Genomic DNA, 16,925 nt, shown 5'->3' on the forward strand with positions numbered 1-16,925 from the left:
GTAAATCGGGGCTTGGGCGTGTTGTTTTATGAACGCTTCGCAGGTTTAACGATTCAGCTTGGCAGCAGGATGTGTCCGCAGTTTTTCGCGCACAGGCGAGTAAACTCTCTGAAAATTATTACTGAGCCTGAAACGCTATCCATCATCTTATTGTGGTCTTTGGACGAAAAATGCCCGTATCTTTCGATACGGGCATTTTTGAATGTGCCAGCAATCGACTGGGTCATCGCATCTTTATTAGAAAATCTTATGCGGTGGTGACGTCGGTTCGCCACACGTTAGTCGACATGCCATTTGTCTTCCGTTATCAAGCATCAGTAGGCCGAATTTTCAGGCCTGTTCCATAGTAAGAAGCTTGCGGTTCTGTCAGCTATATCTTTACAGGAACGGTGTCCGGCCGCCGAGACTGGGTTCAGATATCTCAACCAATCGAAACCACTACCTTCCCCACCGCCCTGCGCTCACCCAACGCATCAATCGCCTCCCCAGCGCGCTCCAGCGGATAGACCTGCGACACCAGCGGCTTCAACTTTCCCTCTTCAAACCACGCAAACAGCTGCTTGAAGTTTGCGGCGTTATCCTGCGGCTGACGCTGTGCAAAAGAACCCCAGAACACCCCCACCACCGAGGCACCCTTGAGCAGGGCGAGGTTGACCGGCAGTTCGGGGATGCGGCCGCTGGCGAAACCGACGACCAGCAGGCGTCCGTTCCAGGCGATGGAGCGGATGGCCTGGTCGAAGAGGTCGCCGCCGACCGGGTCGTAGATCACGTCCACGCCATTGCCATTGGTGAGGCGTTTGATTTCGTCCTTGAGGTTCGTGTCGGTGTAGTTGATCAGTTCGTCGGCGCCTGCGTTTTTGGCGACGTCGAGTTTCTCTGCCGAACTTGCGGCGGCGATGACGCGGGCGCCCAGGGCCTTGCCGATTTCCACCGCAGCCAGACCGACGCCACCGGATGCACCAAGCACCAGCAAGGTTTCGCCGGGCTGCAGGTTGGCACGTTGCTTGAGGGCGTGCATCGAGGTGCCGTAGGTCATGCTGAAGGCGGCTGCAATGGTGAAGTCCATGCGCTCGGGAATCGGTAGCACGTTGTAGTTCGGTACCGCGACCTGTTCAGCGAAGCTGCCCCAGCCGGTGAGCGCCATGACGCGGTCGCCAGGTTTGAGGTGGGTGACTTTTTCGCCGACCGCCGAGATGACGCCCGCAGCTTCACCGCCCGGTGAAAACGGAAAAGGCGGCTTGAACTGATATTTGCCTTCTATGATGAGGGTGTCCGGAAAGTTGACCCCGGCGGCGCGAACGTCGAGCAGGATTTCGTTCTTCTTGACGTCAGGAGCGGGGATGTCTTCAAGCACCAGCGTACTGGCGGGGCCGAAGGCTTTGCACAACAGGGCTTTCATCGGGGCTATTCCTTTTCCAGAGATGGCCGATAAAGTCAGTTAAGCGGGTGTATGGGTCAATGAGCATGACTCGGCCTGATAAGTACACATAAGCTATATCGGCTGTATAAGCTATGCGGCGAACCGTATTAAGGAGTGGACTGTGAAAGCGTGGATTCTGATGTTGCTGGCCTTGTCGTTGCCCGTCATGGCGCAGGAAGAAGCCAAGGAAGAAGGTCCGCCCAAGGCGGCCTATGTGTCTCTGACACCACCGTTCGTGGGCAATTACGCACTGGATGGCGGCCCGAAGCTGCGCGTCTACAAGGCCGACATCGCCCTGCGTGTCACCGGTGCCGACGCTGAAGCTGCCGTGAAGCGTAACGATGCGCTGATTCGTAACCAGTTGGTGTCGCTGTTCACGCAGCAGACGGTGGACACCATGAGCAGCGCCGAAGCGAAAGAGAACATTCGTCAGGAAGCGCTCAAGCAGGTCCAGCGCGTCATGAATGATGAAGAGGGCAAGCCGGTCGTTGAAGACCTGCTGTTCAACAACTTCATCGTCCAGTAAGCCCGATCAGCGCAGCGCCAGAATCGCCGCCCATTGTTCGGCGGTGACCGGCATGACCGAAAGTCGGCTGCCCTTTTGCACCAGAGGGAGTTGCTCCAGCTGGCTTTGCTGTTTCAGGTAGCCGAGGCCGAGCACGTTGCCAAAGTGTTCCACGAACTCCACGTCGATGGCGCTCCAGGGATTCTTTTCGGGCGTGGCTTTGGCGTCGTGGTAATGACTGTCAGGGTCCAGCGCGGTAGGGTCCGGGTAAGCGGCTTCAGTGATCTTCGCAATCCCCGCGATGCCGGGTTCGGGGCAGCTGGAATGATAGAAAAAGAATTCGTCGCCCGCCGCCATGGACCTGATGAAGTTGCGTGCCTGATAGTTGCGTACGCCGTCCCAGCGGGTCTTGCCCAGACGTCGCAAATCGCTGATCGAGAGCTCGTCGGGCTCGGACTTCATCAGCCAGTAGGCCATTGCGGTTTGCTCCTCAAGTAATAAGTTCATGTGAGTTTGATGACAAACCGACAGTCGGTTGGCGTCAGCATTTGCGTACTGGTTCACGTTATCGCAGAATGCCGCCATTTCAAGCACCACGCTGCTGCACGGCTCGTAGAAAACCGCTGCTGACACCGTATTGATTTGCCTAAGGAGGGCAGTCAATGAAACGCAAGCCTGATTTACTCTGGATTCTGGTCGTATTGTTTGGCTTGGGTGTCGTGACAACCGGTTATGCGCAGAGCCTGTGGACAAGCAAGGCAGACATGCCTGTCGATATCACCCAGCAACAGCAGAAAGTCCCCGGTCGGCCTTGAGCTGACACCGAAACGTCCTTTTTTGGCTCTGACCTTCTTCATGCTTTCGCAAGAAATCTGACTGGTCAGAGTGCCTGGGCCAGATACCAGCGTTTGTCCGACACCGTACCCTGCAACGGAACATCCCAGCTGGCCTGCGCCAATCGCTCCACCTTCTGACACTCATGAGCCAGCCCGAGCAGCACCGGCTTGCGCCATGTACTTCTGCGCGCCCGGTAAGCGAGGCTGCGGTCATAGAAGCCGCCACCCATGCCCAGGCGTCCACCTTCGTCATCGAACCCCACCAGCGGCATCAGCACCAGATCAAGTGCCCAGATCCTGCGCTGCTTTGCGCGGTTGATACGCGGCTCGGGAATGCGAAAGCGGTTGGGTCTGAATGTCTCGCCGGGGCGCACGCGCTGAAAGACCATGCGGGTTCTTGGCCAGGCATTGAGAACAGGCAGGTAAGTCGCCTTGCCGCGACGCTGTGCCGCACGCAGCAGCAGGCGGGGATCGATCTCGCCGTCCATGGGCAGGTACAGCGAGACATGTCGGGCGCGTCTGAACAAGGGATGCTGCGCCAGTTGCCGATAGAGGCCGCGGGCGGCTTCGCGCTGCTGGCTGCGGGTCAGGGATCGACGAGCCTTGCGCAACTGGCGGCGCAATTGCGGGCGTGAGAGCGAAGGTGCGCTGGTCATGAGCAAGCGATCATGCAGGCTGATCCGGAAGATGGGTCCTTGAGGTGAGTATCAAGGCAGGATCGTCATTGCCAGACAACTGAGCTGGCAATGGATTGAATGAGGACTCCCCGACGAACCGCTGTCGGTGTAGCCCTTGAACCCGAAAGTTCAAGGTGGAGATTGCAGGAGGTTTTAAGGCTTTCCGTCGAGCGGACATGCACACCAACCCCAACGTGCAACCCCCGTGGTTGTGCGTATCGGCTCAGGGACATGACCGACTGGCAAGCACTCCAGGGAGCGGCGCAAGTATACAGAAACGCCCCGAAATAATCAGCCCCGTGTGGAATCCGGTGTTCCAGGCGTGTCGGTGGCCAGTACCAGATCGACCTTGTCGAGGAGGTCGCGGACCTGTTCACGGGTCGACCCGCTGGCCTGTACGTCAGGCAGATCCTGCTTGTGCAGCAGATCGTGGGTGATATTCAGAGCGGCCATTACCGCAATGCGATCGGCGCCGATGACTTTGCCGCTGCTACGGATTTCACGCATCTTTCCATCCAGGTAGCGGGCAGCGCTGACCAGATTCGTGCGCTCCTCCTGAGGGCAGATGATGGAATATTCCTTGTCGAGGATCTGAACGGTCACGCTGTTGCCATTACTCATGAGTCTTGCTCCAAAGCTTTGAGGCGCGAAATCATTGACTCGACCTTCTGCCGGGCGATTTCGTTCTTTTCAATGAGGTGGGCGCGTTCCTCGCGCCAGGACTTTTCCTGAGCTAATAGGAGTGCATTTTGGGATTTAAGTTGCTCGGCGTGCTTGAGCAGCAGCTCCACTCGTTTCATCAGCGCTTGCAGGTCGGTGTCTTCCATTGTTTTCCACTGAGTACTTTCTGATGAATGGCAGGGGTGTCATGTTCACGCTCAAGCCCAAACCGTCGCGTTGATGATCTTGGCGCGCGGATAGTCTAGGATACAAGGCCTTCATTCTAGACATTGCGCCGTTTGGCGACTAGCTACCCATGCCCATTCAGAATTCTCCGTACAAAGCATTCGCCACCCTGCTCAACGGCAGTGGCCATCCGGTTTCTCCCGCCGAACTTCATGGCCTGCTGCTGGGCCGCAGCTGCGCGGGGGCCGGCTTCGACAACGAAGGCTGGTTTGCCGATGCCTCAGTGCTGCTGGAAACCGAGCCAGAGGATAATGTTCGCCAGGCGCTGATCGGCCTGCAGGAAATGGTCAAGGGCGAACTCACCAGCGACGACATGACCGTCGTGCTGTTGCTGCCGGGCGATGACGAGCCGCTGGCTGACCGGGCTGCTGCGCTGGGTCAGTGGTGCCAGGGCTTCCTCTCGGGCTTCGGCCTGGCGGCGGGCGACAAGGTGCTGAGCATCGAGGCAACGGAAGTTTTGCAGGATCTGGCGGCCATCGCCCAGGTTCAGGACGCGCTGGAAGAGTCCGAAGACGGCGAAACCGATTACATGGAAGTCATGGAATACCTGCGCGTTGCGCCGCTGCTGCTGTTCACCGAGTGCAACAAGCCCGCCACGCCGGAACCCAAGCCTTCCCTGCACTGATCGCCCATCATTGCGTATCGGTCGATGCCCGGATTTTCGACCGATGCGCGCCATCAGGACATACGTTGCCGATGATCCATATACCCAAGGCCGAATACGCCCGCCGACGCAAAGCCCTGATGGCCCAGATGGAGCCCAACAGCATTGCGATTCTGCCGGCTGCGGCTGTGGCGATTCGCAATCGTGATGTGGAGCACGTCTATCGTCAGGACAGCGATTTTCAGTACCTGAGTGGCTTTCCCGAGCCGGAAGCGGTGGTCGTGCTGATTCCGGGCCGGGAATATGGCGAGTACGTGCTGTTCTGCCGCGAACGCAATGCCGAGCGCGAGCTGTGGGAAGGTCTGCGTGCCGGACAGGAAGGTGCGATTCGTGATTTTGGTGCGGACGATGCGTTTCCGATCAGCGATATCGACGACATCCTGCCAGGCCTGATTGAAGGCCGCGACCGCGTGTACTCGGCCATGGGCAGCAACCCTGAATTCGATCGCCACCTCATGGAGTGGATCAACGTCATCCGCTCCAAGGCGCATCTGGGTGCCCAGCCGCCCAACGAATTTGTCGCGCTGGATCACCTGCTGCATGACATGCGTCTGTACAAGTCGGCAGCCGAGATCAAGGTGATGCGTAGCGCCGCACAGATTTCTGCGCGTGCGCACGTGCGGGCGATGCAGGCCTGCCGGGCCGGGCTGCATGAGTTCAGCCTTGAAGCCGAGCTGGATTATGAGTTCCGCAAGGGCGGCGCGAAGATGCCTGCTTATGGCTCCATCGTCGCTTCGGGGCGCAATGCCTGCATCCTGCACTACCAGCAGAACGACGCCGCACTCAAGGACGGTGATCTGGTGCTGATCGATGCGGGTTGCGAAATCGACTGCTACGCCAGCGACATTACCCGTACGTTCCCGGTCAGCGGCACCTTCTCACCGGAACAGAAGGCTATTTACGAGCTGGTGCTTGAATCCCAGTACGCGGCTTTCGAGGCCATCGGTCCGGGCAAGCACTGGAACCAGGCGCATGAAGCGACGGTCCAGGTAATTACCGCCGGGCTTGTCGAACTGGGTCTGTTGCAGGGCGATGTGAACCAGCTGATCGAAGACGAAGCCTACAAGGCGTTCTACATGCACCGTGCCGGACACTGGCTGGGCATGGATGTGCATGATGTGGGCGAATACAAGGTCGGCGGAGAATGGCGCGTGCTGGAAGTCGGCATGGCGCTGACCGTGGAGCCCGGCATTTATGTGTCTCCCGACAATCTGAATGTCGCAAAGAAATGGCGAGGTATCGGCGTGCGTATCGAGGACGACGTGGTGGTAACCAAGAAAGGCTGTGAAGTGCTTTCCGGCGACGTGCCCAAAACCGTGGCCGAGATCGAAGCACTGATGGCCGCCTCACGGGTTCAGGCAGCATGAGCCGTTTCAACATAGCCATCGTCGGTGGTGGACTGGTCGGCGCGAGCCTTGCGCTTGCGTTGCAGGCAGGTGCCAAGGCGCGTGGCTGGAAAATCGTTCTGATCGAGCCGTTCGCGCCGGGCGAAACTTATCAGCCCAGCTACGATGCGCGCTCTTCAGCATTGTCGTTTGGCGCGCGTCGGATTTACGAGCGGCTGGGCGTCTGGCAACAGATCTCGCGCCGGGCCGAGCCGATTCTGCAGATTCAGGTGTCCGACCGCGGTCGCTTCGGCGCGACGCGTCTTTCGGCCATCGAGGAAGGCGTGCCGGCGCTCGGTTACGTGGTTGAGAACGCCTGGCTGGGGCAGTGCCTGTGGGCCGGGCTGGATCGTGACGTCGTCAGTTGGCGCGTGCCCGCCGAGGTGCGCAGCATGCAGCCGCTGGCGGACGGGTATCGCCTGACGCTGGCCGACGAAACCGAACTGGAGTGCGATCTTGCGGTGCTGGCCGACGGCGGCCGCTCCAGTCTGCGCGAGCAATTGGGCATCGGTGTTCGGCAGACGCCTTACGACCAGAGCGCATTGATCGCCAACATCACGCCGAGCGAGGCCCATTGCGGCCAGGCGTTCGAACGCTTTACCGATGATGGGCCGATGGCCCTGCTGCCGTTGCCGGACAACCGCTGCGCGTTGGTCTGGACGCGTCGTGGTAATGACACCCAGCGCCTTGCCGAGCTGGACGACCGCCGTTTTCTTGAGGAGCTGCAAGGTGTGTTCGGCTATCGCCTTGGCACCTTGCGTCAGGTCGGCGCGCGTCATGTCTATCCGCTGGCGCTGGTTGAAGCCGAAGAGCAGGTGCGCTCACATCTTGTGATTCTCGGCAACGCTGCGCACAGCCTGCATCCGATTGCCGGGCAGGGCTTCAATCTGTCGCTGCGCGATGCTGATGCCCTCGCCGAAACATTGCTCGACAGCGACGCGGCGCTGGGCGATCTGACGACGCTGCAGGTTTATCGCGAACGTCAGCGGGCCGATCAGCAATTGACCGTGGGGTTCTCCGACAAGGTGACACGCCTGTTCGGCAGCACGCAGTCGGCGGTGACCACAGGACGCAATCTCGGTTTGCTGGGGCTGGATCTGCTGCCCACTGCCAAGCGCTGGTTTGCCCGTCAGGCAATGGGGCTGGGGACACGAACCGATGTCTGAATCAGGCACTTTCAACACGGCTGCGGCCGCAAGCGGGAACGGTTTGAACATGGAAACGCGTGCAGATGTGCTGATCGTCGGTGCCGGCATGGTCGGCAGCGCCCTTGCGCTGGCTCTGCAGGGCAGCGGCCTGGAGGTCATCGTGGTCGATGGCGGAGCGTTGAGCGTCAAGCCGTTTGATGTGGCCTGCGCGTTCGAACCGCGTGTCAGCGCCCTGTCAGCGGCCAGCCAGCGGATTCTGCAGCGCCTCGATGTGTGGGAAGGCATTGCCGGGCGGCGCGTCAGCCCTTACAGCCACATGCATGTGTGGGACGGCAGCGGCACCGGGCATATTCACTTCTCCGCCTCCAGCGTACATGCCGATGTGCTCGGTCATATCGTCGAAAACCGGGTGGTCCAGGATGCGCTGCTCGACCGCCTGCATGACAGTGACATCGGTTTGTTGGCCAACGCGCGGCTGGAGCAGATGCGCTATTCAGGCGATGACTGGCTGCTGACCCTGTCTGACGGCCGCAAGCTTCGCGCGCCGCTGGTAGTGGCTGCCGATGGCGCAAACTCTGCGGTGCGCCGTCTGACCGCTACGCCGACCCGCGAATGGGATTACCTGCACAACGCGATCGTGACCAGTGTGCGCACGGCCGAACCGAACAGGAAAACCGCCTGGCAGCGTTTCACTGACGAGGGGCCGCTGGCCTTTCTGCCGCTTGATCGCGACGGCGAGCATTGGAGCTCGATTGTCTGGTCGGTGACGCCTGCCGAGTCCGGGCGGCTGATGGCGGTGGACGATGACGTCTTCTGCAAAGAGCTTGAGCAGGCGTTTGAAGGGCGTTTGGGGCAGGTGCTGGTCGTCGATGCGCGCTTGTGCGTACCGCTGCGTCAGCGTCACGCCAAGCGCTACGTTGCCAAGGGGCTGGCGCTGATCGGCGATGCGGCGCACACCATTCACCCGCTGGCCGGGCAGGGTGTGAACCTCGGGTTTCTCGATGCCGCCGTGCTGGCCGAAGTGCTGACTCATGCAGCGGCACGTGGCGAGTTGCTGTCGGACGTGCGCGTGCTGGGTCGCTACGAGCGTCGTCGTATGCCGCACAACCTCGCGCTGATGGCGGCGATGGAAGGTTTTGAACGTCTGTTTCAGGCCGATCCATTACCGCTGCGCTGGCTGCGTAACACCGGCCTCAAGGTGGTCAACAAGCTGCCGGAAGCCAAGGCGCTGTTCGTTCGCGAGGCACTGGGGTTGTCGGGAGACCTGCCGGAACTGGCGAGGTTGTAGGGTCTCGGCCTATCGTTTCCACGCTCACGCGGAGTAATGTGCACGATCGGTTTTCTGGGCCCTCTTTTCTGCAACATCCAGTAACGCCTCCAGCGCCTCTTCGATTGAGATAGCAAATGGGATTCACTACCATTTCGCCTCATTTGCAAACGCGAGATACCTTCATGCAGGCAAGCAAGCGTCTTCTGGCTGCTTTGACACTGACCCTGCTGGGCGGCACCGCTCAGGCAGCCGACGAAGTGGTGGTGTATTCCTCCCGGATCGATGAGCTGATCAAGCCGGTGTTCGACGCATACACAGCCAAAACCGGCGTGAAGATCAAATTCATCACCGACAAGGAAGCGCCGCTGATGCAGCGCATCAAGGCCGAGGGTGAGAACGCGACCGCCGACCTGCTGCTGACCGTCGATGCAGGCAACCTCTGGCAGGCCGAGCAGATGGGCATCCTCCAGCCGTTCACCTCGCCGGTCATCGAAGCCAACATTCCACCGCAATATCGCTCGTCCACCCATGGATGGACGGGTTTGAGTTTGCGGGCGCGGACCATCGCCTACTCGACTGACCGTGTGAAGCCTGCTGAACTGACGACATACGAAGCCCTCGCCGACAAGAACTGGGAAGGCCGTCTGTGTCTGCGCACTGCCAAAAAGGTCTACAACCAGTCGCTGACTGCCACGCTGATCGAGACGCACGGTGCCGAGGCGTCCGAGAAAATTCTCAAAGGCTGGGTCAATAATCTCTCTACCGACGTGTTCTCCGACGACATCGCCGTGCTTGAAGCCATCAACGCCGGGCAGTGCGACGTGGGGATCGTCAACACCTACTACTACGGCCGCCTGCACAAGCAGAACCCGGATCTGGCGGTAAAGCTGTTCTGGCCGAACCAGGCCGACCGTGGCGTGCATGTCAATCTGTCGGGTATTGGTCTGACCAGATACGCACCGCACCCGGACGCCGCCAAGGCGCTGGTTGAATGGATGACCGGCCCCGAGGCGCAGAAGATCTTCTCCAGCGTCAACCAGGAATTTCCGGCCAACCCTGAAGTGGCTCCATCCGAAGAAGTGGCGAGCTGGGGCGAGTTCAAGGCCGATACCATTCCGGTCGAAGTGGCAGGCAAGCGTCAGGCGGAAGCCATTCGCATGATGGATCGCGCGGGCTGGAATTGATTTAATACGCGGCAGCGCAGAGGTTCCCATGCTCTGCGCGCAGTAACGCCGCTCAGGACGCTCCGCGTCCGCTCTCGAATGTGACGCGGAGCGTGGGCACGATCACAAGATCACGATTCCTTTACCGACTTCGAGAACCTCTTGGCCCATCCTGCCCAACGCCGTTGGTATCCACTGGTCTTTGCCATCGCCGCGCTGGTGCTTTTGCCGCTGAGCGTGTTGCTGCTGTCCTGGCAAAGCATCGATCAGCAGATCTGGTCGCACCTGCTCGACACCCAGATGACGCGCCTGCTGGGGAACACGTTGATTCTGGTGGTCGGCGTCGGTGTGGGCGTCACGCTGCTGGGTGTGAGCCTGGCGTGGCTGACCAGTCTGTGTGAGTTTCCCGGACGGCGTTGGCTGGACTGGGCACTGATGCTGCCTTTTGCGATTCCGGCCTACGTACTTGCATTTGTCTTTGTCGGTCTGCTGGATTTTTCCGGCCCGGTGCAAACGCTGATGCGCGAATGGTTTGGCAGCGGCCTTCGACTTCCCCGGGTGCGCTCCACGGGCGGGGTGATCATCGTTCTGGTGCTTGTGTTCTACCCCTACGTTTACCTGCTGGCACGCACCGCATTTCTGGCTCAGGGCAAAGGCCTGATGGAAGCGGCCCGTGTGCTTGGACAATCGCCGTTGCAGGCTTTCTGGCGCGTGGCCTTGCCGATGGCACGCCCGGCCATCGGTGCGGGCGTGGCGCTCGCGCTGATGGAGACGCTGGCGGATTTCGGTGCCGTGTCCGTGTTCAATTTCGACACCTTCACCACTGCCATTTACAAGACCTGGTACGGGTTCTTCAGCCTCTCCAGCGCGGCGCAACTGGCCAGTCTGTTGCTGTTGGCGGTGCTGATTCTGCTTTACGGCGAACGTCGTGCCAGAGGCGCGAGCCGCGCGACCAACGAGCGGCCGCGAGGCAAGGCGCTTTATCACCTGCGGGGCCTCAAGGCCGTGGCTGCGACCCTCTGGTGCGGGCTGGTGTTTCTCTGTGCGTTTGTCGTGCCTGTGCTGCAACTGGTGGTCTGGGTCTGGCAGCGGGGTCGCTTCGATCTGGATGAGCGTTACACCGGCTTGATTCTGCACACCCTGTACCTGGGCGGCATGGCTGCGTTGATTACCGTCAGCGCCGCGCTGGTGCTGGCTTTCGCACGGCGCATGGCGCCCACACCTGCGATCCGTTCGGGCGTGAGCCTGGCCAACCTCGGCTACGCGTTGCCGGGGTCGGTACTGGCAGTGTCAATCATGCTGGCGTTCAGTTACCTGGACCGGGAACTGGTCATCCCCTTGTCGGGCTGGCTCGGCGGAGCGGGTAAGCCACTGCTGCTGGGCAGCCTGTCCGCCTTGTTGCTGGCGTATCTGGTGCGTTTCATCGCTGTGGCGTTCGGTCCGCTGGAAAACAGTCTCTCGCGTATCCGTCCTTCGCTGCCTGAAGCAGCACGCAGTCTGGGCGTCAGCGGACCGAAGTTGTTTCTCGACGTGTATCTGCCGTTGCTGGTTCCCGGCGCCTTGAGTGCCGCGTTACTGGTGTTTGTCGACGTGCTCAAGGAAATGCCGGCAACCCTTCTGATGCGCCCATTTGGCTGGGACACGCTGGCCGTGCGCGTTTTCGAAATGACCAGTGAAGGCGAGTGGGCGCGAGCTGCATTGCCTGCCCTGACGCTGGTGCTGGTGGGGCTGTTGCCCGTCATCGGGCTGATTCGCCGCTCTGCCCGACAGATTAGCTAGGTGCGGGGCCACCACCTTGCGGCTACAATGCGCCGCAATTGGTGCGGTCTGTCAGACAATTCGACACGCTTTATTGGTCACAAACCCCGACTCAGCGGGGGGCTTGCCGTGATGTGTCTGCCCGCACCTTCGCCACGCCCGGAAGGAGAAACCCATGGGACAGCGTACCCCACTCTTTGACCTGCACCTCGCGCTCGGCGCGAAGATGGTCGATTTTGGTGGCTGGGACATGCCGTTGCATTACGGATCGCAGGTCGAGGAGCACCATCAGGTGCGTCGCGACTGTGGGGTCTTCGATGTCTCGCACATGAACGTGATCGATGTGGTCGGCAGTCAGGCCAAGGCCTGGCTGCGTTACCTGCTGGCCAATGACGTCGACAGGCTCAAAACGCCTGGTCGCGCGCTATACAGCGCCATGCTCGACAGTCAGGGCGGCATCATCGACGACATGATCGTCTACCTCACGACCAGTGGCTATCGACTGGTCGTCAATGCGGCGACCGGTGCCAAGGACTTCGCCTGGATGCAGTCCCGGATGGAAGGGTTCGACGTACAACTGGTCGAGCGCAGCGAGATGGCCATGCTGGCGATTCAGGGGCCGCAGGCCCGAAACAGAATCGCCGAGCTGGTGTCCAGTGCCCGTGCCGATCTGATTCGCCAGCTCAAACCTTTCGAAGGTCATGACAACGCCGACTGGTTCATCGCCCGCACCGGTTACACCGGCGAAGACGGTCTGGAAATCATGTTGCCGGCCGAACAGGCTCCCGGCTTCTTCAATGATCTGGTCGGTGCCGGTATTTCCCCGATTGGCCTTGGCGCGCGCGATACCCTTCGCCTTGAGGCCGGCATGAACCTGTATGGTCAGGACATCGACGAACATGCTTCGCCGCTGGTGTCGAACATGGCCTGGAGCATTGCGTGGGAGCCGGCCGATCGTGATTTCATCGGACGTCGGGCACTCGAGGCCGAACGAGCCGAGGGCATCGCCTTCAAGCTGGTCGGGCTGGTGCTTGAAGAACGCGGTGTATTGCGCGCCCGGCAAGTGGTACGCATCGCAGAAATTGGCGAAGGTGAGATCACCAGTGGTAGTTTCTCTCCTACGCTGAGCAAGTCGATTGCTCTGGCACGCGTTCCGATGGCCACCGCTGACCGCGCCGAGGTTGAAATCCGCGGCAAGTGGTACCCGGTGAGGGTCGTGCAACCAGCGTTTGTGCGTCATGGCAAAGCCCTGATCTAACCTAATCTGGCGGGTTTTCCGCTGACCCCGATGTTGAGGATGACTAAATGAGCAATATTCCCGCCGAACTGCGTTTCGCCGAAAGCCATGAATGGGCGCGTCTGGAAGCTGATGGCACTGTAACGGTCGGTATCTCGGATCACGCACAGGACGCGTTGGGCGATGTCGTTTTCGTCGAGCTGCCGGAAATCGGCAAAACCTTCGCGGCTGGTGATGCTGCAAGCGTTGTCGAGTCGGTCAAGGCCGCTTCGGACATTTACGCGCCGGTTGCTGGCAAAGTGATTGCTGTCAATGATGGGCTGAAAGATGCGCCTGAAGGCCTCAACAGCGAGCCTTACGGCGCGTGGATTTTCAAGCTCGAGCCGGTCGACGCGACAGGCGATCTGGCCAAGCTGCTGGATGCTGCGGGTTACAAAAGCGCGATTGGCGAGTAAACGCCGGACAAAAAAATGCCGCTCGATCGAGCGGCATTTTTTTATCACGGCAATTACTGGTTTTCGGCAACCAGGTTCTTGTCCAGAATTGCGTTGGCCAGTTCCATGTCGGTAGCTTTCAGGCCTGGGTTGTCCTGACGAACCTGCTGGATGGCAGCTTCGAGGAACGGGCCACGGATACCGCCGTCGCTGGCAACGAAGCTGCCTGCGTCGTCCTGAGCGGCAACGATCAGTTTGTGATCCTTGAAGGTCAGGTAAGTCGAGCCAGTGGTGGCACCCGAGGAAATCACGTTACGCCAAAAGGTGTCAGCCATCGCTGAACCCATCGGGATGGAAAGCAAGGCAACGGTGGCGACAGCAAACTTGAGACGCATGGTGAGGTACTCCAACTGTGGTTGTTCTGACGGGTTGGATAGCCAAAGCCACGTACTAGTTCAATCAATGTGTACCAGCCTGTTCATTTTAGCTGCCGCGTGGCCCTGGCAGTTCGGCCTCAGGCGTTATGGCTTCACGCTTTCAGCGCTGTTCGCTTTGCGGTGTCACGCGCAGCACCTCTTCAATGGTAGTCAATCCGGCAGACACTTTCTGGGCACCGGACAGACGCAGGCTGCGTGTTCCTTCCTTGAAGGCCTGTCTGCGCATGGCGGTGAGGTCCAGATCCGCGCTGATCAGCGACTTGACCGCGTCTGACATCAGCATGATCTCGTACACCCCGGCGCGGCCTCTGTAGCCGGTTTCGCGGCATTCCACGCAACCCACGGCCTGATGCGCGCCGGAGGGCACCGGCGCTTGCCAAGGGCGTGTCAGGGTCTGCCAGTCGGTTTCGTTCAGGTTGATGGGGGCCTTGCAGTGCGGGCACAGCGTGCGCACCAGACGCTGGGCCATGACCCCCAGGATCGTGGCCTTGAGCAGGTAATGCGGCACGCCGAGTTCCAGCATCCGGCTGATGGCGCTGGGCGCGTCATTGGTGTGCAGGGTCGATAGCACCAAGTGGCCGGTCAGCGCCGCCTGAATCGCCATTTCAGCCGTTTCCAGGTCGCGGATCTCGCCGATCATGATGATATCCGGGTCCTGCCTCATCAGCGCGCGCACGCCGCTGGCAAATGTCAGGTCGATGTTGTGCTGCACCTGCATCTGGTTGAAGGCAGGCTCGACCATCTCGATCGGGTCTTCGATGGTGCAGAGGTTGACCTCCGAGGTCGCCAGTTTCTTGAGCGTGGTGTACAGCGTCGTGGTCTTGCCGGAGCCGGTCGGCCCGGTCACCAGAATGATGCCGTTCGGCTGGCGGGTCATTTCCTGCCAGCGCCGCAGGTCATCGCTGGAGAAACCCAACTGGTCGAAATCCTTGAGCAGCACCTCGGGGTCGAAAATCCGCATCACCATCTTTTCGCCGAACGCCGTGGGCAGCGTCGACAGACGCAATTCCACTTCGCCGCCTTCCGGTGTCGTGGTCTTCACCCGACCATCCTGCGGCTTGCGCTTTTCAGCAACGTTCATGCGTCCCAGGCTTTTCAGGCGGCTGACTATCGCCATGACCACTTGCGGCGGAAACTGGTAGACGTTGTGCAGCACGCCATCGATGCGAAAGCGCACCGTGCCTTGTTCGCGCCGGGGTTCGATATGGATATCGCTGGCGCGCTGCTGGAACGCGTACTGGAACAGCCAGTCGACGATGTTGACGATGTGCGCGTCGTTGGCATCGGGCTCCTGATCGCTGGCACCAAGCTTGAGCAACTGTTCGAAATTGCCCATGTTGCTGACTTTCTGTTCGGTAGCGCTGGCGCCACTGACCGATTTTGCCAGCCTGAAGAACTCCACTCCGACACGCTGGATGTCTACCGGGTTGGCGACAACGCGTTTGATCGGCAGCTTCAGCACATGCTCCAGATCGGCTTCCCAGGCGCGTACGTAAGGTTGTGAGCTGGCGATGGTGACCGATTCGCGGTCAACGGCCACAGCCAGAATCTTGTGGCGCTGCGCGAAGGCGTAGGACATCAGCGGCGTGACCGCTGCGACGTTGATCTTCAGCGGGTCGATGCGCATGTAGGGCTGACCACAGGCGTTGGCCAGCCAGGCGGTCAACGTTTCGAGGTCGAGCTTCTTGCCGGGACGTTTCAGGTCATCGAACTGCTGGCTGGCCAGAAAGGCGAGCGGGTGCAGTTGGATGTTCGCGGCGCTGCGCCGTTGGGTGACCGCAGTTTCTGCGTCGTCCTGACTGAGCAGGCCTTGAGCGACCAGGTCACGGAGTACATCGTTCAGATCGAGCCAGCGATCCTGTGAAGACGGGGCCAGGGATGCCATGCACGCTCCTTGAGGCAGTTCATCATCGGAAGATGAACAAGACTAGCTGCCAAGCGTGCCAGTGTTGGGCCTTCTATGCGACCGGGAATTTCCAAAAAGCCTTCGGGGATTCAGCCAGCAGCCAGCGCGACGAAGGTTTCTGCGGGATGCAGCGATTCGCTGTGCGTCAGTTCAACCGAGCATACGTCGATCAGATTGCGCATTTTTTCACCGATGACACCGGCCCGATGCCAGCTCAACCCGTCGACCTGCACATCGATGACCAGCAGTCCGTTCTCTCGCGTTGCCTCGATATGGCAGGGCGTCAGGTACTGCATCGCGAACAGATTCAAGACCTGGCACAACAGCGCCGGCTCCGCTTCGGCAAGGATCTGATAGCGCACACAGCAGGTGTGACTGGCGGACGACCAACTGTCGGGGCGGTGTGCAGGGGTGAGGACGGTTTCGAGAGCAGGCATGCCGGTTTCTCCGATACGAGTGAGGGAAATTCTTGCACGCGAAAAAAGAAATATCTGGTCGATGATGGAATGAATTACGCTTGATTCGACTTGTTAATGCGCCATTGATGGCTCTGGAGAATTGTTTATGTCTGTCGAGCTGGATGCCTATGATCGCAGGATTCTGGCCTTGCTTCAGGAGGACGCGTCGCTGTCCAGTGCGCAGATCGCCGAGCAGGTCGGTCTGTCACAGTCGCCTTGCTGGCGGCGCATTCAGCGGCTCAAGGATGAAGGCGTGATTCGACGGCAGGTCTCTTTGCTGGATCGCAAGAAGATCGGTCTGAACACACAGATATTTGCCGAGGTGAAACTCAACGCCCACGGCCGCTCCAACTTCACGGAATTCACCGACTCGATTCGCGGTTTTCCTGAGGTACTGGAGTGCTATGTGCTGATGGGGTCAGTGGACTTTCTGCTGCGCATCGTGACGCCCGACATTGAAGCTTACGAGCGGTTTTTCTTCGAAAAGCTGTCGCTGGTGCCGGGCATTCAGGAAGTGAATTCAACCGTTGCGCTATCGGAAATCAAATCCACCACGAGTTTGCCGTTACGCTGAAAGCGACGTCCGCGAAGCTCTGCGTTACCACGCAAGAGCGTGGGAACGATATCCAGCCGCTGACTGAATGCATACGCCGTGGGGCGGCTTGCCGGCGATGGCGTCAGTTCAGTCAGCGAGATGTCGTTTCAGAAAAAGCCTCGCCGG

At 60.0% G+C, this 16,925-nt stretch carries 19 protein-coding genes and 1 other RNA gene; 11 read left to right on the forward strand and 9 right to left on the reverse strand.

What is annotated here, in order from left to right; translation table 11 throughout:
- Positions 1 to 421: 421 nt before the first annotated feature.
- Complete coding sequence (locus tag JTJ32_RS10330; protein WP_210041951.1) at positions 422 to 1,399, reverse strand: NADPH:quinone oxidoreductase family protein; 978 nt, start codon at positions 1,397 to 1,399, stop codon at positions 422 to 424.
- A 142-nt stretch (positions 1,400 to 1,541) separates the two neighbouring features.
- Between JTJ32_RS10330 and JTJ32_RS10335 the strand changes: the two genes are divergently transcribed.
- Positions 1,542 to 1,946: a flagellar basal body-associated protein FliL gene (locus JTJ32_RS10335; protein WP_004886802.1), complete on the forward strand. Its 405-nt coding sequence runs from the start codon at positions 1,542 to 1,544 to the stop codon at positions 1,944 to 1,946.
- Between the two features lie 6 nt (positions 1,947 to 1,952).
- On the opposite strand, the gene JTJ32_RS10340 is transcribed toward JTJ32_RS10335, so the two are convergent.
- Positions 1,953 to 2,402, reverse strand: a complete 450-nt coding sequence (locus JTJ32_RS10340; RefSeq protein WP_210042204.1) for an EVE domain-containing protein — start codon at positions 2,400 to 2,402, stop codon at positions 1,953 to 1,955.
- Between the two features lie 185 nt (positions 2,403 to 2,587).
- Here JTJ32_RS10340 and JTJ32_RS10345 point away from each other — a divergent pair, with 185 nt between their 5' ends.
- On the forward strand, positions 2,588 to 2,740 hold the full coding sequence (locus tag JTJ32_RS10345) for a hypothetical protein (protein ID WP_210041952.1): 153 nt from the start codon (positions 2,588 to 2,590) through the stop codon (positions 2,738 to 2,740).
- A gap of 65 nt (positions 2,741 to 2,805) precedes the next feature.
- On the opposite strand, the gene JTJ32_RS10350 is transcribed toward JTJ32_RS10345, so the two are convergent.
- The 4 genes from JTJ32_RS10350 to JTJ32_RS10365 all read right to left on the reverse strand — a co-directional run bounded on the left by JTJ32_RS10350 (position 2,806) and on the right by JTJ32_RS10365 (position 4,265).
- A complete protein-coding gene (locus JTJ32_RS10350; protein ID WP_210041954.1) occupies positions 2,806 to 3,417 on the reverse strand; it encodes a 5-formyltetrahydrofolate cyclo-ligase in 612 nt (203 codons plus the stop codon).
- Between the two features lie 103 nt (positions 3,418 to 3,520).
- Positions 3,521 to 3,699: non-coding RNA, 6S RNA (gene ssrS / locus JTJ32_RS10355), on the reverse strand.
- A gap of 30 nt (positions 3,700 to 3,729) precedes the next feature.
- Complete coding sequence (locus JTJ32_RS10360; protein ID WP_004886792.1) at positions 3,730 to 4,059, reverse strand: cell division protein ZapA; 330 nt, start codon at positions 4,057 to 4,059, stop codon at positions 3,730 to 3,732.
- Positions 4,056 to 4,265, reverse strand: a complete 210-nt coding sequence (locus JTJ32_RS10365) for a TIGR02449 family protein (RefSeq protein ID WP_099228846.1) — start codon at positions 4,263 to 4,265, stop codon at positions 4,056 to 4,058. The genes JTJ32_RS10360 and JTJ32_RS10365 overlap by 4 nt, the downstream gene beginning before the upstream one ends.
- 149 nt (positions 4,266 to 4,414) lie before the next feature.
- Here JTJ32_RS10365 and JTJ32_RS10370 point away from each other — a divergent pair, with 149 nt between their 5' ends.
- The 8 genes from JTJ32_RS10370 (at position 4,415) to gcvH (ending at position 13,424) form a co-directional block, all read left to right on the forward strand.
- Positions 4,415 to 4,969: a YecA/YgfB family protein gene (locus JTJ32_RS10370; RefSeq protein WP_004886783.1), complete on the forward strand. Its 555-nt coding sequence runs from the start codon at positions 4,415 to 4,417 to the stop codon at positions 4,967 to 4,969.
- A 71-nt stretch (positions 4,970 to 5,040) separates the two neighbouring features.
- The gene (gene pepP, locus JTJ32_RS10375) at positions 5,041 to 6,375 is read left to right on the forward strand and encodes a Xaa-Pro aminopeptidase (protein ID WP_184322364.1); all 1,335 of its coding nucleotides are present in this window, start codon (positions 5,041 to 5,043) and stop codon (positions 6,373 to 6,375) included.
- Positions 6,372 to 7,559 carry a 2-octaprenyl-6-methoxyphenyl hydroxylase gene (gene ubiH / locus JTJ32_RS10380; RefSeq protein WP_099228844.1) on the forward strand — a complete coding sequence of 396 codons (1,188 nt, stop codon included), beginning with the start codon at positions 6,372 to 6,374 and terminating at the stop codon, positions 7,557 to 7,559. The genes pepP and ubiH overlap by 4 nt, the downstream gene beginning before the upstream one ends.
- Positions 7,560 to 7,608: 49 nt before the next feature.
- The gene (locus JTJ32_RS10385; RefSeq protein WP_210041956.1) at positions 7,609 to 8,829 is read left to right on the forward strand and encodes a 2-octaprenyl-3-methyl-6-methoxy-1,4-benzoquinol hydroxylase; all 1,221 of its coding nucleotides are present in this window, start codon (positions 7,609 to 7,611) and stop codon (positions 8,827 to 8,829) included.
- Positions 8,830 to 8,993: 164 nt separating this feature from the next.
- A complete protein-coding gene (locus JTJ32_RS10390) occupies positions 8,994 to 9,995 on the forward strand; it encodes an extracellular solute-binding protein (RefSeq protein ID WP_210041957.1) in 1,002 nt (333 codons plus the stop codon).
- A gap of 141 nt (positions 9,996 to 10,136) precedes the next feature.
- Complete coding sequence (locus JTJ32_RS10395; protein WP_210041958.1) at positions 10,137 to 11,753, forward strand: ABC transporter permease; 1,617 nt, start codon at positions 10,137 to 10,139, stop codon at positions 11,751 to 11,753.
- A gap of 154 nt (positions 11,754 to 11,907) precedes the next feature.
- Positions 11,908 to 12,990, forward strand: a complete 1,083-nt coding sequence (gcvT, locus tag JTJ32_RS10400; RefSeq protein WP_099228841.1) for a glycine cleavage system aminomethyltransferase GcvT — start codon at positions 11,908 to 11,910, stop codon at positions 12,988 to 12,990.
- A gap of 47 nt (positions 12,991 to 13,037) precedes the next feature.
- Positions 13,038 to 13,424, forward strand: coding sequence for a glycine cleavage system protein GcvH (gene gcvH, locus JTJ32_RS10405; protein WP_184322358.1), 387 nt, complete (start codon positions 13,038 to 13,040; stop codon positions 13,422 to 13,424).
- A gap of 53 nt (positions 13,425 to 13,477) precedes the next feature.
- On the opposite strand, the gene JTJ32_RS10410 is transcribed toward gcvH, so the two are convergent.
- The 3 genes from JTJ32_RS10410 to JTJ32_RS10420 all read right to left on the reverse strand — a co-directional run bounded on the left by JTJ32_RS10410 (position 13,478) and on the right by JTJ32_RS10420 (position 16,183).
- Positions 13,478 to 13,798 carry a DUF2388 domain-containing protein gene (locus JTJ32_RS10410; RefSeq protein ID WP_004880598.1) on the reverse strand — a complete coding sequence of 107 codons (321 nt, stop codon included), beginning with the start codon at positions 13,796 to 13,798 and terminating at the stop codon, positions 13,478 to 13,480.
- A 142-nt stretch (positions 13,799 to 13,940) separates the two neighbouring features.
- Positions 13,941 to 15,725, reverse strand: a complete 1,785-nt coding sequence (locus tag JTJ32_RS10415; RefSeq protein ID WP_099228839.1) for a type IV pilus assembly ATPase TfpB — start codon at positions 15,723 to 15,725, stop codon at positions 13,941 to 13,943.
- Positions 15,726 to 15,835: 110 nt separating this feature from the next.
- Complete coding sequence (locus JTJ32_RS10420) at positions 15,836 to 16,183, reverse strand: ACT-like domain-containing protein (protein ID WP_210041959.1); 348 nt, start codon at positions 16,181 to 16,183, stop codon at positions 15,836 to 15,838.
- A 127-nt stretch (positions 16,184 to 16,310) separates the two neighbouring features.
- On the opposite strand from JTJ32_RS10420, the gene JTJ32_RS10425 reads away from it, so the two are divergent.
- Positions 16,311 to 16,778: an Lrp/AsnC family transcriptional regulator gene (locus JTJ32_RS10425; RefSeq protein ID WP_029242932.1), complete on the forward strand. Its 468-nt coding sequence runs from the start codon at positions 16,311 to 16,313 to the stop codon at positions 16,776 to 16,778.
- The last annotated feature ends 147 nt before the right edge of the window (positions 16,779 to 16,925 follow it).

The sequence above is a fragment of the Pseudomonas alliivorans genome (genome assembly GCF_017826695.1).
GTDB classification, from domain to species: Bacteria; Pseudomonadota; Gammaproteobacteria; order Pseudomonadales; family Pseudomonadaceae; genus Aquipseudomonas; species Aquipseudomonas alliivorans.

Coding starts and splice junctions, on each gene's coding strand:
- JTJ32_RS10385 (WP_210041956.1), top strand. CDS start 7,609: ATGGAAACGCGTGCAGATGTGCTGATCGTCGGTGCCGGCATGGTCGGC.
- JTJ32_RS10425 (WP_029242932.1), top strand. CDS start 16,311: ATGTCTGTCGAGCTGGATGCCTATGATCGCAGGATTCTGGCCTTGCTT.
- JTJ32_RS10330 (WP_210041951.1), bottom strand. CDS start 1,399: ATGAAAGCCCTGTTGTGCAAAGCCTTCGGCCCCGCCAGTACGCTGGTG.
- gcvH (WP_184322358.1), top strand. CDS start 13,038: ATGAGCAATATTCCCGCCGAACTGCGTTTCGCCGAAAGCCATGAATGG.
- JTJ32_RS10370 (WP_004886783.1), top strand. CDS start 4,415: ATGCCCATTCAGAATTCTCCGTACAAAGCATTCGCCACCCTGCTCAAC.
- ubiH (WP_099228844.1), top strand. CDS start 6,372: ATGAGCCGTTTCAACATAGCCATCGTCGGTGGTGGACTGGTCGGCGCG.
- JTJ32_RS10365 (WP_099228846.1), bottom strand. CDS start 4,265: ATGGAAGACACCGACCTGCAAGCGCTGATGAAACGAGTGGAGCTGCTG.
- pepP (WP_184322364.1), top strand. CDS start 5,041: ATGATCCATATACCCAAGGCCGAATACGCCCGCCGACGCAAAGCCCTG.
- JTJ32_RS10410 (WP_004880598.1), bottom strand. CDS start 13,798: ATGCGTCTCAAGTTTGCTGTCGCCACCGTTGCCTTGCTTTCCATCCCG.
- JTJ32_RS10360 (WP_004886792.1), bottom strand. CDS start 4,059: ATGAGTAATGGCAACAGCGTGACCGTTCAGATCCTCGACAAGGAATAT.
- gcvT (WP_099228841.1), top strand. CDS start 11,908: ATGGGACAGCGTACCCCACTCTTTGACCTGCACCTCGCGCTCGGCGCG.
- JTJ32_RS10420 (WP_210041959.1), bottom strand. CDS start 16,183: ATGCCTGCTCTCGAAACCGTCCTCACCCCTGCACACCGCCCCGACAGT.
- JTJ32_RS10350 (WP_210041954.1), bottom strand. CDS start 3,417: ATGACCAGCGCACCTTCGCTCTCACGCCCGCAATTGCGCCGCCAGTTG.
- JTJ32_RS10340 (WP_210042204.1), bottom strand. CDS start 2,402: ATGGCCTACTGGCTGATGAAGTCCGAGCCCGACGAGCTCTCGATCAGC.
- JTJ32_RS10415 (WP_099228839.1), bottom strand. CDS start 15,725: ATGGCATCCCTGGCCCCGTCTTCACAGGATCGCTGGCTCGATCTGAAC.
- JTJ32_RS10390 (WP_210041957.1), top strand. CDS start 8,994: ATGCAGGCAAGCAAGCGTCTTCTGGCTGCTTTGACACTGACCCTGCTG.
- JTJ32_RS10345 (WP_210041952.1), top strand. CDS start 2,588: ATGAAACGCAAGCCTGATTTACTCTGGATTCTGGTCGTATTGTTTGGC.